This is a genomic window from Streptomyces sp. NPDC014861, from assembly GCF_043081625.1.
In the GTDB taxonomy this organism is placed as follows: Bacteria; Actinomycetota; Actinomycetes; order Streptomycetales; family Streptomycetaceae; genus Streptomyces.
Genome location: NZ_JBIBWV010000008.1, coordinates 103,530 through 117,788 on the forward strand (window position 1 = coordinate 103,530; position 14,259 = coordinate 117,788).

General features: G+C 70.1%; 13 protein-coding genes. 12 read left to right on the forward strand and 1 reads right to left on the reverse strand.

Annotation, left to right across the window (positions count from 1 at the left end; genetic code table 11):
- Positions 1-20 precede the first annotated feature (20 nt).
- On the reverse strand, positions 21-983 hold the full coding sequence (locus ACF1BN_RS18635; RefSeq protein WP_392332688.1) for a C40 family peptidase: 963 nt from the start codon (positions 981-983) through the stop codon (positions 21-23).
- A gap of 691 nt (positions 984-1,674) precedes the next feature.
- Between ACF1BN_RS18635 and ACF1BN_RS18640 the strand changes: the two genes are divergently transcribed.
- The 12 genes from ACF1BN_RS18640 to nuoL are packed head-to-tail and all read left to right on the forward strand — an operon-like array spanning position 1,675 to position 14,259.
- The gene (locus ACF1BN_RS18640) at positions 1,675-2,034 is read left to right on the forward strand and encodes an NADH-quinone oxidoreductase subunit A (RefSeq protein ID WP_007490928.1); all 360 of its coding nucleotides are present in this window, start codon (positions 1,675-1,677) and stop codon (positions 2,032-2,034) included.
- Positions 2,035-2,051: 17 nt separating this feature from the next.
- Positions 2,052-2,606 (forward strand): NADH-quinone oxidoreductase subunit B family protein, encoded by a 555-nt coding sequence (locus ACF1BN_RS18645; protein WP_030758424.1) that lies wholly within the window; start codon positions 2,052-2,054, stop codon positions 2,604-2,606.
- Entirely contained in the window at positions 2,603-3,334 is a 732-nt protein-coding gene (locus ACF1BN_RS18650; RefSeq protein ID WP_392332689.1) for an NADH-quinone oxidoreductase subunit C, read from the forward strand. Before ACF1BN_RS18645 ends, ACF1BN_RS18650 begins: the two co-directional genes overlap by 4 nt.
- The gene (locus ACF1BN_RS18655) at positions 3,331-4,653 is read left to right on the forward strand and encodes an NADH-quinone oxidoreductase subunit D (RefSeq protein WP_392332690.1); all 1,323 of its coding nucleotides are present in this window, start codon (positions 3,331-3,333) and stop codon (positions 4,651-4,653) included. The genes ACF1BN_RS18650 and ACF1BN_RS18655 overlap by 4 nt, the downstream gene beginning before the upstream one ends.
- Entirely contained in the window at positions 4,650-5,405 is a 756-nt protein-coding gene (gene nuoE, locus ACF1BN_RS18660; protein ID WP_392332691.1) for an NADH-quinone oxidoreductase subunit NuoE, read from the forward strand. Before ACF1BN_RS18655 ends, nuoE begins: the two co-directional genes overlap by 4 nt.
- Positions 5,405-6,754: an NADH-quinone oxidoreductase subunit NuoF gene (nuoF, locus tag ACF1BN_RS18665; protein ID WP_392332913.1), complete on the forward strand. Its 1,350-nt coding sequence runs from the start codon at positions 5,405-5,407 to the stop codon at positions 6,752-6,754. The genes nuoE and nuoF overlap by 1 nt, the downstream gene beginning before the upstream one ends.
- The gene (locus ACF1BN_RS18670; RefSeq protein WP_392332692.1) at positions 6,751-9,231 is read left to right on the forward strand and encodes an NADH-quinone oxidoreductase subunit G; all 2,481 of its coding nucleotides are present in this window, start codon (positions 6,751-6,753) and stop codon (positions 9,229-9,231) included. Before nuoF ends, ACF1BN_RS18670 begins: the two co-directional genes overlap by 4 nt.
- Positions 9,228-10,589, forward strand: a complete 1,362-nt coding sequence (gene nuoH / locus ACF1BN_RS18675) for an NADH-quinone oxidoreductase subunit NuoH (protein ID WP_392332693.1) — start codon at positions 9,228-9,230, stop codon at positions 10,587-10,589. The genes ACF1BN_RS18670 and nuoH overlap by 4 nt, the downstream gene beginning before the upstream one ends.
- Entirely contained in the window at positions 10,582-11,199 is a 618-nt protein-coding gene (gene nuoI / locus ACF1BN_RS18680) for an NADH-quinone oxidoreductase subunit NuoI (protein ID WP_392332694.1), read from the forward strand. The genes nuoH and nuoI overlap by 8 nt, the downstream gene beginning before the upstream one ends.
- Entirely contained in the window at positions 11,196-12,056 is an 861-nt protein-coding gene (locus ACF1BN_RS18685; RefSeq protein ID WP_392332695.1) for an NADH-quinone oxidoreductase subunit J, read from the forward strand. The genes nuoI and ACF1BN_RS18685 overlap by 4 nt, the downstream gene beginning before the upstream one ends.
- Positions 12,053-12,352: an NADH-quinone oxidoreductase subunit NuoK gene (gene nuoK, locus ACF1BN_RS18690; RefSeq protein ID WP_376595969.1), complete on the forward strand. Its 300-nt coding sequence runs from the start codon at positions 12,053-12,055 to the stop codon at positions 12,350-12,352. Before ACF1BN_RS18685 ends, nuoK begins: the two co-directional genes overlap by 4 nt.
- An 11-nt stretch (positions 12,353-12,363) precedes the next feature.
- Positions 12,364-14,259, forward strand: coding sequence for an NADH-quinone oxidoreductase subunit L (gene nuoL, locus ACF1BN_RS18695; protein ID WP_392332696.1), 1,896 nt, complete (start codon positions 12,364-12,366; stop codon positions 14,257-14,259).

The following is a 14,259-nucleotide window of genomic DNA, read 5'->3' on the forward strand; positions in this document are numbered from 1 at the left end:
TTCGTGTGTGTGGCGCGCGATCAGAGAAGACGCACGGCGCCCGACGGCGGGTCCCAGTCGAGCGAGCGCTCGACGACGCCGGTGGAGGAGTTCTGCGCGCCGACGTACTTGCCGCCGCCGACGTAGATGGCGACGTGGTACGAGCCGCTGCGGCTGCCCCAGTAGAGGATGTCGCCCGGCTGGAGGTTGCTCAGGGAGACCGAGCTGCCCATGCTCGACTGCTGGTACGAGATGCGGGGCAGGTCGATGCCGGCGTTGGCGTAGGCGGCCTGCACGAGACCCGAGCAGTCCCACGAGTTCGGGCCGGTGCCGCCGGTGACGTACGCGTCGCCGACCTGGGCGCGGGCGAAGGCCACGATCGCGGCGGCGGTGCCGGAGGAGGCCTGCGTCGACTCGGAGGAGGAGCCGGCCTCGTTCGAGGAGCCCGAGTCCGAGGAGGAGGAGGAGCCGGAGGACGAGCCCGAGGAGGACGAGTCCGAGACAGATGAACCGGACGAGCCGGACGAGTTGGACCCCGAGGTGGAGGTCAGCTGGGTGCGGGCGCTGTCGCGGGAGGCGCGGGCCTGCGCCTCGGCGCGGGCCTCGGCCTCGGCGCGCTCGCGCTCGGCCTTCGCCTCGGCCTCCTGGCGGGCCTTCTCGGCGCGCTCGGCCTCGGCCTTGCGGTCGGCCTCGGCCTTGGCCTTCTTGGCCTCCTTGGCGGCCTTCTGCAGGGCGGTGGCCTCCTGGGCCTCCAGGCTCTGGCCGAGGGCCTCCTGGTGGGACGCCTCGGCGGAGGCGGCCACGGCGCTGGAGAGGTCGGCGCCGAGCGATCCCAGCGTGGGCATCTCGATGGTCTCGGTCACCGGCTCGGCATTCGCCGGTCCGGCAGCACCGGCCACCGCGATGGTGCTGAGGACGCCACCGGCAACTCCGGCGCGGAGCGCGAGCTTCGAAGCGCTCCGGCGGGGCTTCCGGTGGCTGGGTATGTGAGCGGTGTGGGACATGGGTACAACCGCTATCAGGGCTTCACGGTTCCCTTCAAGAAACGTGGGTTGCGCCACAGTTACGACCGGAACCCCACAATCCGCTTCCTCGGCGCCCTTATTGACGCCGTAACGGGCAAATCGGACGGGGCTCATTGCGCCCTTGATCATGGGTTTTCAATGAGATGCCCGAATTGCCCTTCGCTTACCACCTCTTGACACCGATGGCCAAGCCCCGATTTTTTCGGAGCCCGAAGGTGTGGCGCAGGTCACATGCCTGTCTCGTGAACGCGTGCACACGGAGTCGAGACGTCCACTTCCGTCCCGCCGGCCCCTCGGACGGGCGATCACGATGCCTATATCACCCGTATGCGTCCACTGCCAATTTGCTTGCATGCTCCATCTCTTGATAGAGGGGCACCCGCTCCGACCAGCGATTTCCGATCCGAATGTCACACCTCGTGATCACCTGGGCGCTTCACGCGACAAGATCACCGCTCATCCGACTCCATGATCCTTCGTCAGGTGGTGGAGATCACAAATCCGTTGGTGACCCCCGTGTCGCAGATCACAGAGGGGCGGGCTTAAGATACGCGGACGTCGGGCTTGTGAACTGCCTCACATGAGGGCGATCTTCCTGGAGGTCGCCGCGGGGCTCCGCGAGCCGACAGTGCGGTCCAACGGTCAAGGACGACTGGAAGGAGCGAGGAGCGTGAATGCGTACGCGCCCATCCTCGTGCTCGGTGCCCTGGGTGCGGGGTTTGCGATCTTCTCCGTGGTCATGGCCACGCTAATCGGCCCAAAGCGGTACAACAGGGCAAAACTTGAGGCGTACGAGTGCGGCATCGAACCGACGCCCACTCCCGCCGGGGGAGGCCGCTTCCCGATCAAGTACTACCTGACGGCGATGCTCTTCATCATCTTCGATATCGAGATCGTCTTCCTCTATCCCTGGGCCGTCACCTTCGACGCCCTGGGGCTTTTCGGGCTCGTGGAGATGCTGCTCTTCGTGCTCACCGTCTTCGTCGCCTACGCGTACGTGTGGCGGCGCGGCGGCCTGGAATGGGACTGAGGGGCTGAGGAGCACCCATGGGACTCGAAGAGAAGCTGCCCAGCGGTTTTCTGCTGACCACCGTCGAGCAGGCCGCGGGATGGGTCCGGAAGGCATCCGTCTTCCCCGCGACCTTCGGCCTCGCCTGCTGCGCCATCGAGATGATGACGACCGGCGCCGGCCGCTACGACCTCGCCCGCTTCGGCATGGAGGTCTTCCGCGGCTCCCCGCGCCAGGCCGACCTGATGATCGTCGCGGGCCGGGTCAGCCAGAAGATGGCGCCCGTCCTGCGGCAGGTCTACGACCAGATGCCCAACCCCAAGTGGGTCATCTCCATGGGCGTCTGCGCCTCCTCGGGCGGGATGTTCAACAACTACGCGATCGTGCAGGGCGTCGACCACATCGTGCCGGTCGACATCTACCTGCCCGGCTGCCCGCCGCGCCCGGAGATGCTGGTGGACGCGATCCTCAAGCTCCACCAGAAGATCCAGAGCTCCAAGCTCGGCGTGAACGCCGAGGAGGCGGCCCGCGAGGCGGAGGAGGCGGCGCTCAAGGCGCTGCCGACCATCGAGATGAAGGGTCTGCTCCGTTGAGCGACGAAACCCCGAACCCCGAGAAGGAGCTGAGCGAGCAGAACCTGCCCGGTCAGCGCGGTGACCACGGGGAGGAGGTACGGCTCCAGCGCGGGATGTTCGGCGCGAACAACGGCGGCGACACCTCCGGCTACGGCGGCCTCGTCCGCTCGATCCGCCTCCCCGGCCCCGCCGCCCGGCCCTACGGCGGCTGGTTCGACGAGGTCGCGGACGAACTCGAAGGCGCCCTGGAGGAGCAGGGGCTCGTCCCCGGGAACGCGATCGAGAAGACGGTCGTCGACCGCGACGAGCTCACCTTCCACATCGAGCGCGAGCACCTCGTCCGGGTCGCCCGCACCCTGCGCGACGACCCGGCGCTCCGCTTCGAGCTCTGCACCGGCGTCTCCGGCGTCCACTACCCGGGCGACAAGGGCCGCGAGCTGCACGCCGTCTACCACCTGCGCTCGCTCACCCACGGGCGCCTGATCCGGCTGGAGGTCTCGGCCCCCGACCACGACCCGCGGATCCCCTCGCTGACGGACGTCTACCCGACGAACGACTGGCACGAGCGGGAGACGTACGACTTCTTCGGGATCGTCTTCGAAGGCCACCAGGCCCTCACGCGGATCATGATGCCGGACGACTGGCAGGGCCACCCGCAGCGCAAGGACTATCCGCTCGGCGGCATCGCCGTCGAGTACAAGGGCGCCCAGATCCCGGCTCCGGACCAGCGGAGGTCGTACTCGTGAACAGCACAGCATCCAGCCCCCGCGAGACCACCGAAGGGGCCGTCTACACGGTCACCGGCGGAGACTGGGACGAGGTCGTCCGGTCCGCGGCCAAGGCCGACGACGAGCGGATCGTCGTCAACATGGGCCCCCAGCACCCGTCCACCCACGGCGTGCTCCGGCTCATCCTGGAGATCGACGGCGAGACCGTCACCGAGGCCCGCTGCGGCATCGGCTACCTCCACACCGGCATCGAGAAGAACCTCGAGTACCGGACCTGGACGCAGGGCACCACCTTCGTCACGCGCATGGACTACCTCACCTCGTTCTACAACGAGACGGCGTACTGCCTCGGCGTGGAGAAGCTGCTCGGCATCACCGACGACATCCCCGACCGGGCCAGCGTCATCCGGGTCCTCCTCATGGAGCTCAACCGGCTCTCCTCGCACCTGGTCTGCATCGCCACCGGCGGCATGGAGCTCGGCGCCACCACGATCATGATCTACGGCTTCCGGGACCGCGAGATGATCCTGGACCTGTACGAGCTGATCACCGGCCTGCGCATGAACCACGCCTACATCCGGCCCGGCGGCCTCGCCCAGGACCTCCCGCCCGGCGGCGTCGACGCCGTGCGCGAGTTCGTGAAGACCATGAAGAAGAACCTGCCGGAGTACGACAAGCTCGCCACCGGCAACCCCATCTTCAAGGCCCGCATGCAGGGCGTCGGCCACCTCGACCTCACCGGCTGCATGGCCCTCGGCGCCACCGGACCGATCCTCCGGTCGGCGGGCCTCCCGCACGACCTGCGGAAGACCGACCCGTACTGCGGCTACGAGCAGTACGACTTCGAGGTCCCCACCGCCGACACCTGCGACTCCTACGGCCGCTTCCTCGTCCGCCTGGAGGAGATGCGCCAGTCGCTGCGGATCGTCGAGCAGTGCCTCGACCGCCTGGAGCCCGGGCCGGTGATGGTCGGCGACAAGAAGATCGCCTGGCCCGCCCAGCTCGCCCTCGGCCCCGACGGCCTCGGCAACTCCCTCGACCACATCAAGAAGATCATGGGCACCTCCATGGAGGCCCTGATCCACCACTTCAAGCTGGTCACCGAGGGCTTCCGGGTCCCGGCCGGCCAGGCCTACGCGGCCGTCGAGTCCCCCAAGGGCGAACTCGGCGTGCACGTGGTCTCCGACGGCGGCACCCGCCCCTTCCGGGTCCACTTCCGCGACCCGTCCTTCACCAACCTCCAGGCCATGGCCGCGATGTGCGAGGGCGGCCAGGTCGCCGACGTCATCGTCGCCGTCGCCTCCATCGACCCCGTGATGGGAGGCGTCGACCGATGACGGAGACCCCGACGACCGGGAACGTCAGCCTCGGGATGCCCCAGCTGCCCGCCCCCGCCTACCCGGACGACGTCCGGGCCCGGCTGGAGACGGACGCGAAGGCGATCATCGACCGCTACCCCGACTCCCGCTCCGCGCTCCTGCCGATGCTGCACCTCGTGCAGGCGGAGGAGGGCCACGTGACCCGCACCGGCATGCAGCTCTGCGCCGACCTGCTCGGCCTGACCACCGCCGAGGTCACCGCGGTCGCCACCTTCTACACGATGTACCGCCGCAGGCCGTCCGGCGACTACCAGGTCGGCGTCTGCACCAACACCCTCTGCGCGGTCATGGGCGGCGACGCCATCTTCGAGGAGCTCAAGGAGCACCTCGGCGTCGGCAACAACGAGACGACCGACGACGGCAGGATCACCCTCGAGCACATCGAGTGCAACGCGGCCTGCGACTACGCCCCCGTGGTGATGGTCAACTGGGAGTTCTTCGACAACCAGACCCCCGAGTCGGCCAAGAAGATGGTCGACGACCTCCGCGAGGGCCGCACCGTCGAACCCACCCGCGGCGCCCCGCTCTGCACCTTCAAGGAGACCGCCCGGATCCTCGCCGGCTTCCCCGACGAGCGCCCCGGCGCCGTCGCGGCCACCGGCGGCGCGGGCGCCGCCTCGCTCGTCGGCCTCCGCCTGGCCAAGGGCGAGACCCCGCACACCCGAATCGTCCACCCGCGCGGCGAGGCAGCCGGTCAGGAGGGAGCGTGATGACGTTGGCGGCCGAGATCAACAGCAGCAGCCCGGAGAAGCTTCTCTCCCCGGTCCTCTCCGCCTTCTGGGACCAGCCGGACTCCTGGACCCTGGAGACGTACGAGCGCCACGAGGGCTACGAGGGCCTGAGGCGGGCGCTCGCCATGAGCCCCGACGACCTCATCGCCTACGTGAAGGACTCCGGCCTCCGCGGACGCGGCGGCGCCGGCTTCCCCACCGGCATGAAGTGGCAGTTCATCCCGCAGGGCGACGGCAAGCCGCACTACCTCGTCGTCAACGCCGACGAGTCCGAGCCCGGCACCTGCAAGGACATCCCCCTCCTCTTCGCCAACCCGCACTCCCTCATCGAGGGAATGATCATCGCCTGCTACGCGATCCGCTCCGAGCACGCGTTCATCTACCTGCGCGGCGAGGTCGTCCCCGTCCTGCGCCGCCTCCACGAGGCGGTCCGCGAGGCGTACGCCGCCGGCTACCTCGGCCGGAACATCCTCGGCAGCGGACTGAACCTCGAACTCACCGTGCACGCCGGCGCCGGCGCGTACATCTGCGGCGAGGAGACCGCCCTGCTCGACTCGCTCGAAGGCCGCCGCGGCCAGCCCCGGCTGCGGCCCCCCTTCCCCGCGGTCGCCGGCCTCTACGCCTGCCCCACCGTGGTGAACAACGTCGAGTCCATCGCCTCCGTTCCCGCGATCCTCCAGCGCGGCAAGGAATGGTTCACCTCGATGGGCAGCGAGAAGTCCCCGGGCTTCACGCTCTACTCGCTGAGCGGGCACGTCGCCTCGCCCGGCCAGTACGAGGCCCCCCTCGGCATCACCCTGCGCCAGCTCCTCGACATGAGCGGCGGGATGCGCCCCGGCCACCGGCTCAAGTTCTGGACGCCCGGCGGCTCCTCCACCCCCATGTTCACCGACGAGCACCTCGACGTGCCGCTCGACTACGAGGGCGTCGGCGCCGCCGGCTCCATGCTCGGCACCAAGGCCCTCCAGTGCTTCGACGAGACCACCTGCGTCGTCCGGGCCGTCACCCGCTGGACCGAGTTCTACGCCCACGAGTCCTGCGGCAAGTGCACCCCCTGCCGCGAGGGCACCTACTGGCTCGTCCAGCTGCTCCGCGACATCGAGGCCGGCGAAGGGGAGATGGCCGACCTCGACAAGCTGGGCGACATCGCCGACAACATCAACGGCAAGTCGTTCTGCGCCCTCGGCGACGGCGCCGCCTCGCCGATCTTCTCCTCGCTCAAGTACTTCCGCGAGGAGTACGAGCAGCACATCACCGGCCGGGGCTGCCCCTTCGACCCGGCCAAGTCGACCGCCTGGGCGGACAACCACAAGGAGGTGACCGCATGACCGTCACCGCGTCCACCCCGGCGGGCGGCGGAAGCCCGGCCGTACCGCCGGAGGATCTCGTCACGCTGACCATCGACGGCGCCGAGATCTCCGTCCCCAAGGGGACCCTGGTCATCCGCGCCGCCGAACAGCTCGGCATCGAGATCCCCCGCTTCTGCGACCACCCCCTCCTCGACCCCGCCGGCGCCTGCCGCCAGTGCATCGTCGAGGTCGAGGGCCAGCGCAAGCCGATGGCCTCCTGCACCATCACCTGCACCGACGGCATGGTCGTCAAGTCGCAGCTGACCTCGCCGGTCGCCGAGAAGGCCCAGCACGGCGTGATGGAGCTGCTGCTCATCAACCACCCGCTGGACTGCCCGGTCTGCGACAAGGGCGGCGAGTGCCCGCTGCAGAACCAGGCCATGTCCCACGGACAGGCCGAGTCCCGCTTCGAGGGCGTCAAGCGGACCTACGAGAAGCCGGTCCCGATCTCCACCCAGGTGCTCCTCGACCGCGAGCGGTGCGTCCTCTGCGCCCGCTGCACCCGCTTCTCCAACCAGGTCGCCGGCGACCCGATGATCGAGCTCATCGAGCGCGGCGCCCTCCAGCAGGTCGGCACCGGCGAGGGCGACCCCTTCGAGTCGTACTTCTCCGGCAACACCATCCAGATCTGCCCGGTCGGCGCCCTCACCTCCGCCGCCTACCGCTTCCGCTCCCGCCCCTTCGACCTCGTCTCCTCGCCCTCGGTCTGCGAGCACTGCGCCGGCGGCTGCGCCACCCGCACCGACCACCGCCGCGGCAAGGTCATGCGGCGCCTCGCGCAGAACGACCCCGAGGTCAACGAGGAGTGGATCTGCGACAAGGGCCGGTTCGCCTTCCGGTACGCCCAGCAGCGCGACCGGCTGACGACCCCCCTCGTGCGCAACGCGGACGGGGTCCTCGAACCGGCCTCCTGGCCCGAGGCCCTGGAAGCCGCCGCCCGCGGGCTCGTCCGCGGCCGCACCGGAGTCCTGGCCGGCGGCCGGCTCACCGTCGAGGACGCCTACGCCTACGCCAAGTTCGCCCGCGTCGCCCTCGACACCAACGACGTCGACTTCCGCGCCCGGATCCACTCCGGCGAGGAGGCCGACTTCCTCGCCTCCTACGTCGCCGGGCGCGGCCGGGACCTGGACGGCGGCGGGGTCACGTACACGACCCTCGAAGCCGCCCCCATGGTCCTGCTCGTCGGCCTGGAGTCCGAGGAGGAGGCCCCCGGCGTCTTCCTGCGGCTCCGCAAGGCCTGGCGCAAGCACGGGCAGAGGACGTACGCCGTCGCCACCCACGCCACCCGCGGCCTGGAGAAGGCCGGCGGCACGCTGCTGCCCGCCGCCCCCGGCACCGAGACCGAGTGGCTCGACGCCCTCACCTCCCGGGTCGGCCTCGACCCCACCGGCTGGGCCGCGTCCGAGGCCCTGCGCCAGGACGGCGCCGTCATCGCCGTCGGCGAGCGGCTCGCCGCGGTGCCCGGCGCGCTGACCGCCGCGCTCCGCGCCTCCGCCGCCACCGGCGCGGCGCTGGTGTGGATCCCGCGGCGGGCCGGCGAGCGCGGCGCGATCGAGGCCGGAGCGCTGCCGAGCCTCCTCCCCGGCGGCCGGCCCGCGACCGACCCCCGCGCGCGTGAGGAGGTCGCCGCCGCCTGGGGCGTCCGCGAACTCCCGCACGGCTACGGCCGCGACACCGGCCAGATCGTGGAGGCGGCCGCCACCGGCGAACTCGCCGGACTCCTCGTCGGCGGCGTCGGCGTCGACGACCTGCCCGACCCGGCACGCGCGCGTGAAGCCCTCGGCGCGGCCTTCGTCGTCTCCCTCGAACTGCGCCCCGGCGCCGTCACCGAGCACGCCGACGTCGTCCTGCCGGTCGCCGCGGTCGCCGAGAAGTCCGGCACCTTCCTCAACTGGGAAGGCCGCGTCCGGATGTTCGAGGCCGCGCTCAAGCCCGAGCAGATGACCCGCCCGCTCGCCCCGACGGACGCCCGGGTCCTGCACATGCTGGCCGACGCCATGGACGCCCACCTCGCCCTGCCCGACCTGCGGGCGGCCCGGCGCGAGCTGGACCGGCTCGGCCGGTGGACCGAGGAGCGGGCCTCCGAGCCCACCGCGCACGCCGTCCCGGCCCCCCGGCCCGGCGACGACCAGGCGGTCCTCGCAGGCCACCGGCTCCTGCTCGACCTGGGCCGCCTCCAGGAGGGCGACACCGCCCTGGCCGGCACCCGCCACGCGGCGGTCGCCCGGCTCTCCGCCGCCACCGCCGCCGACACCGGCGTCAAGGACGGCGACCTGCTGGAGGTCACCGGCCCCGCCGGCGCGGTCGCCCTCCCGCTGAAGGTCACCGACATGCCCGACCGCGTCGTCTGGCTCCCGCTGAACTCCACCGCCCCCGGAGTCCTGACCGCCACCGGCGCCCGCCCCGGCGACCTGGTCCACATCGGCCCGGCCACCCCGAAGGAGGCGCAGGCGTGAACACGCTCCTCGCCGCCGAAGACCTCTCCCTGTTCGGGACGGACCCCTGGTGGCTCGTCGCGGTCAAGGCGGTCTTCTGCTTCGCGTTCCTGATGGTCACCGTGCTCTTCTCCATCGTGTGGGAGCGCAAGGTCGTCGCCTGGATGCAGCTGCGCATCGGCCCCAACCGGCACGGCCCCTGGGGCCTCCTCCAGTCCCTCGCGGACGGCATCAAGCTGATGCTCAAGGAGGATCTGATCGTCAAGCGGGCCGACAAGGTCGTCTACGTCCTGGCCCCGATCGTCGCCGCCGTCCCCGCCTTCATGGCCATCGCCGTGATCCCCTTCGGGCCGGCCGGCAACGAGGTGTCGATCTTCGGCCAGCGCACCACGATGCAGCTCACCGACCTGCCGATCGCGATGCTCTACATCCTCGCGGTCGCCTCCGTCGGCATCTACGGCATCGTGCTCGCCGGCTGGTCGTCCGGCTCCACGTACCCGCTCCTCGGCGGCCTCCGCTCCTGCGCGCAGATGATCTCGTACGAGATCGCCATGGGCGCCGCCTTCGCCTCCGTCTTCCTCTACTCCGGCTCCATGTCGACCTCGGCGATCGTCGAGGCCCAGCAGGACCGCTGGTTCGTGATCCTGCTGCCGGTGTCGTTCCTCATCTACATCGTGACGATGGTCGGCGAGACCAACCGCGCCCCCTTCGACATGCCGGAGTCCGAGGGCGACCTCGTCGGCGGCTTCAACACCGAGTACTCGTCCATCAAGTTCGCGATGTTCATGCTCGCCGAGTACGTGAACATGGTGACGGTCTCCGCGGTGTCGGTGACGCTCTTCCTCGGCGGCTGGCGGGCCCCGTACCCGATCTCCACCTTCTGGGAGGGCGCCAACCACGGCTGGTGGCCGATGCTGTGGTTCGTCCTCAAGGTGCAGCTGCTGCTCTTCTTCTTCATCTGGCTCCGCGGCACCCTCCCCCGGGTCCGCTACGACCAGCTGATGAAGCTCGGCTGGAAGGTCCTCATCCCGGTCTCCGTGGTCTGGCTGATGCTGGTCGCCACCGTCCGGGCGCTGCGCAACGAGAACATCGCCTTCACCAACATCGTGCTGTACGTGGCCGGTGCCGTCCTGGTGGTGCTGCTGCTCTCCTTCGTCGCCGACCTCTTCCGCGACCGGAAGGGGAAGGAGCCGGCGGGCGGGCCCGCCGACGAGCCGGAGTTCGACCCGATGGCCGGCGGCTTCCCCGTACCGCCCAAGCCCGGACAGTCCCTGCCGCCCGTGCCCCGGCGCAGGCCCCGACACCAGCGGGACCTCGTTGTCAGTGGTGGCCCCGATACTGCTACTGAGAGTGACGAAAGGGGGACGGATCGTGTCTGACTTCCAGAATCCGGTGGCCGGCTTCGGCGTGACCTTCAAGGCCATGTTCAAGAAGCGGCTGACCGAGCAGTACCCGGAGCAGCCGAAGACGACGGCACCCCGCTTCCACGGCCGGCACCAGCTCAACCGCCACCCGGACGGCCTGGAGAAGTGCGTCGGCTGCGAGCTGTGCGCCTGGGCCTGTCCCGCCGACGCCATCTACGTGGAGGGCGCGGACAACACGGACGAGGAGCGCTACTCGCCCGGCGAGCGGTACGGCCGCGTCTACCAGATCAACTACGCCCGCTGCATCCTGTGCGGGCTGTGCATCGAGGCGTGCCCCACCCGCGCGCTGACGATGACCAACGAGTTCGAGCTGGCCGACTCCTCCCGCGAGAACCTGATCTACACCAAGGAGCAGCTGCTCGCGGGCCTCGACGAGCGCATGGTCGACACCCCGCACGCGATCTTCCCCGGCATGACCGAGCAGGACTACTACCGGGGCCTGGTCGTCGAGGCCGCCCCCGGGACCGAGCCCCAGGTCGCCGTCTCCAAGGGGGAGAAGCCGCAGGAGGGCGAGTCGACCTTCGGCGAGAACGAGCCCGCGTCCGGGAAGGCGGTCGGCCGATGAGCGCGCTCGCGGCCTACGCGACCTCCACCGGCGAGGCGATCCAGTTCTGGGTGCTCGGCACCGTCGCCGTCGTCGGCGCGCTGTGCACCATCCTCATGAAGAAGGCCGTGCACTCGGCGCTCTGCCTGGCCGGCACGATGATCGTCCTCGCGGTCTTCTACCTGGCCAACGGCGCGTACTTCCTCGGCATCGTGCAGATCGTCGTCTACACCGGCGCGATCATGATGCTCTTCCTCTTCGTCGTCATGCTGGTCGGTGTCACGGCCGCGGACTCGCTGAAGGAGACCATCAAGGGCCAGCGCTGGTGGGCCGCCGCCTGCGGCCTCGGCTTCGGCGTCCTGCTCTTCGCCGGCATCGGGAACGCGACGCTGACCGAGTTCGCCGGCCTCGGCGCGGCGAACGCCGCCCACGGGGGCAACGTGGAGGGCCTGGCGGCCCTCATCTTCACCAAGTACGTCTTCGCCTTCGAGATCACCGGCGCCCTGCTCATCACCGCGTCCGTCGGCGCGATGCTCCTCACCCACCGGGAGCGCACCGAGCGGGCCAGGACCCAGCGCGAGCTGGCCGAGCAGCGCGTGCGCGAGGGCAAGCACCTGCCGCCGCTGCCCGCCCCCGGCGTCTACGCCCGGCACAACGCCGTGGACGTGCCGGGCCTGCTGCCCGACGGCACCCCGTCCGAGCTCACCGTCATCTCCACCCTGCGCAAGCGGGGCCAGGTGCGGGACGTGTCGGGCGAGGCGCTCGCCGACCTCAAGGCCCTGGAGCAGCGCTCCTCGGAGCGACTCGGACGCGACCGGGACGAGACCCGGGACGACGCCCGCGGCGACGCTCGCAACGGAGAGGAGGCCAACCGGTGAGCCCCGTCAACTACCTGTATCTCGCCGCCCTGCTGTTCACCATCGGTGCGGTCGGGGTGCTGATCCGGCGGAACGCGATCGTGGTCTTCATGTGCGTGGAGCTCATGCTCAACGCCTGCAACCTCGCGTTCGTCGCCTTCTCCCGCATGCACGGCAACCTCGACGGCCAGATCATCGCCTTCTTCACGATGGTCGTGGCCGCCGCGGAGGTCGTCGTCGGGCTCGCGATCATCGTGTCCGTCTTCCGATCCCGCCACTCGGCCTCGGTCGACGACGCCAGCCTGATGAAGCTGTGAGGGGCTGAACCGTGGACAACCTGATTGCGCTGCTCATCGCGGCGCCCCTGCTCGGAGCGGCCGTCCTGCTGTGCGGCGGCCGCCGGCTCGACAAGACCGGGCACTGGCTCGGCACGCTCCTCGCGGCCGCCTCCTTCGCCATCGGTCTCGTGCTCTTCGCCGACATGCTCGGCAGGAGCGCCGACGACCGGGCGATGTACCAGCACCTGTTCACCTGGATCCCCGTCGAGGGCTTCCAGGCGGACGTCGCCTTCCAGCTCGACCAGCTGTCGATGACCTTCGTGCTGCTGATCAGCGGCGTGGGCACGCTCATCCACGTCTACTCGATCGGGTACATGGAGCACGACGAGCGGCGCCGCCGCTTCTTCGGCTACCTGAACCTCTTCGTCGCGGCGATGCTGCTGCTGGTCCTCGCCGACAACTACCTCCTGCTGTACTTCGGCTGGGAGGGCGTCGGCCTCGCCTCGTACCTCCTCATCGGCTTCTGGCAGCACAAGCCCAGCGCGGCCACCGCCGCGAAGAAGGCGTTCCTGGTCAACCGGGTCGGTGACATCGGCCTGTCGATCGCGATCATGCTGATGTTCACCACCTTCGGCACCTTCGCCTTCGGCCCCGTCCTGGAGTCGGCCGGCGAGGCCTCCGAGGGCACGCTCACCGCGATCGGCCTGATGCTGCTCCTCGCGGCCTGCGGCAAGTCGGCCCAGGTGCCGCTGCAGTCCTGGCTCGGGGACGCGATGGAGGGCCCGACCCCGGTCTCGGCCCTCATCCACGCGGCGACCATGGTCACCGCCGGCGTCTACCTGATCGTCCGCTCCGCCGACATCTTCAACGCGGCGCCGGACGCCCAGCTCGTCGTCACCATCGTCGGCGCCGTCACGCTGCTCTTCGGTGCGATCGTCGGTTGCGCCAAGGACGACATCAAGAAGGCCCTCGCCGGCTCGACGATGTCGCAGATCGGCTACATGATCCTGGCGGCCGGCCTCGGCCCGATCGGCTACGTCTTCGCGATCATGCACCTGGTGACGCACGGCTTCTTCAAGGCCGGGCTCTTCCTCGGCGCCGGTTCGGTCATGCACGGCATGAACGACGAGGTGGACATGAGGAAGTACGGCGGCCTGCGGAAGTACATGCCGGTCACCTTCGTCACCTTCGGCCTCGGCTACCTCGCGATCATCGGCTTCCCGGGCCTGTCCGGCTTCTTCTCCAAGGACATGATCATCGAGGCGGCCTTCGCCAAGGGCGGCACCGAGGGCTGGATCCTCGGCGGGGTCACCCTGCTGGGCGCCGCCATCACCGCGTACTACATGACCCGCGTGATGCTGATGACCTTCTTCGGCGAGAAGCGCTGGCAGCCCGACGAGAAGGGCGAGCCGCCGCACCCGCACGAGTCCCCGAGGTCCATGACGATCCCGATGATCGTGCTGGCCTTCGGCTCGGTCTTCGCCGGCGGGATCTTCGGCGTCGGCGACCGGTTCGTGAACTGGCTGAAGCCCGTCACCGACTACGAGCACGGCCACCCGCCGATCAGCGCCATGGCCGTCACCTCCGCCACCGTCGCCGTGATGGTGATCGGCGTCGGCCTGGCCTGGCTCCAGTACGGCCGCCGGCCGGTGCCGGTGGTCGCCCCGCGCGGCTCGCTCCTCACCCGGGCGGCCCGCCGCGACCTGCTCCAGGACGACTTCAACCACGCCGTCTTCGTCACCGGCGGCACCCACCTGACCCGCTCGCTGGTCTACGTCGACCACACCCTCGTGGACGGCGTGGTCAACGGCACGGCGGCGAGCGTCGGCGGCCTCTCCGGCCGGCTGCGCAAGCTCCAGAACGGCCACGTCCGCTCGTACGCGGTCTCCATGTTCGGCGGTACGGCGGTTCTCATCGCCGCGACCCTGCTGATGAGGGCGGTGTGA

Excerpts from the sequence above, each read along its gene's own strand:
- ACF1BN_RS18635 (WP_392332688.1), bottom strand. The coding sequence starts at position 983 with ATGTCCCACACCGCTCACATACCCAGCCACCGGAAGCCCCGCCGGAGC.
- ACF1BN_RS18645 (WP_030758424.1), top strand. The coding sequence starts at position 2,052 with ATGGGACTCGAAGAGAAGCTGCCCAGCGGTTTTCTGCTGACCACCGTC.
- nuoE (WP_392332691.1), top strand. The coding sequence starts at position 4,650 with ATGACGGAGACCCCGACGACCGGGAACGTCAGCCTCGGGATGCCCCAG.
- nuoF (WP_392332913.1), top strand. The coding sequence starts at position 5,405 with ATGACGTTGGCGGCCGAGATCAACAGCAGCAGCCCGGAGAAGCTTCTC.
- ACF1BN_RS18670 (WP_392332692.1), top strand. The coding sequence starts at position 6,751 with ATGACCGTCACCGCGTCCACCCCGGCGGGCGGCGGAAGCCCGGCCGTA.
- ACF1BN_RS18685 (WP_392332695.1), top strand. The coding sequence starts at position 11,196 with ATGAGCGCGCTCGCGGCCTACGCGACCTCCACCGGCGAGGCGATCCAG.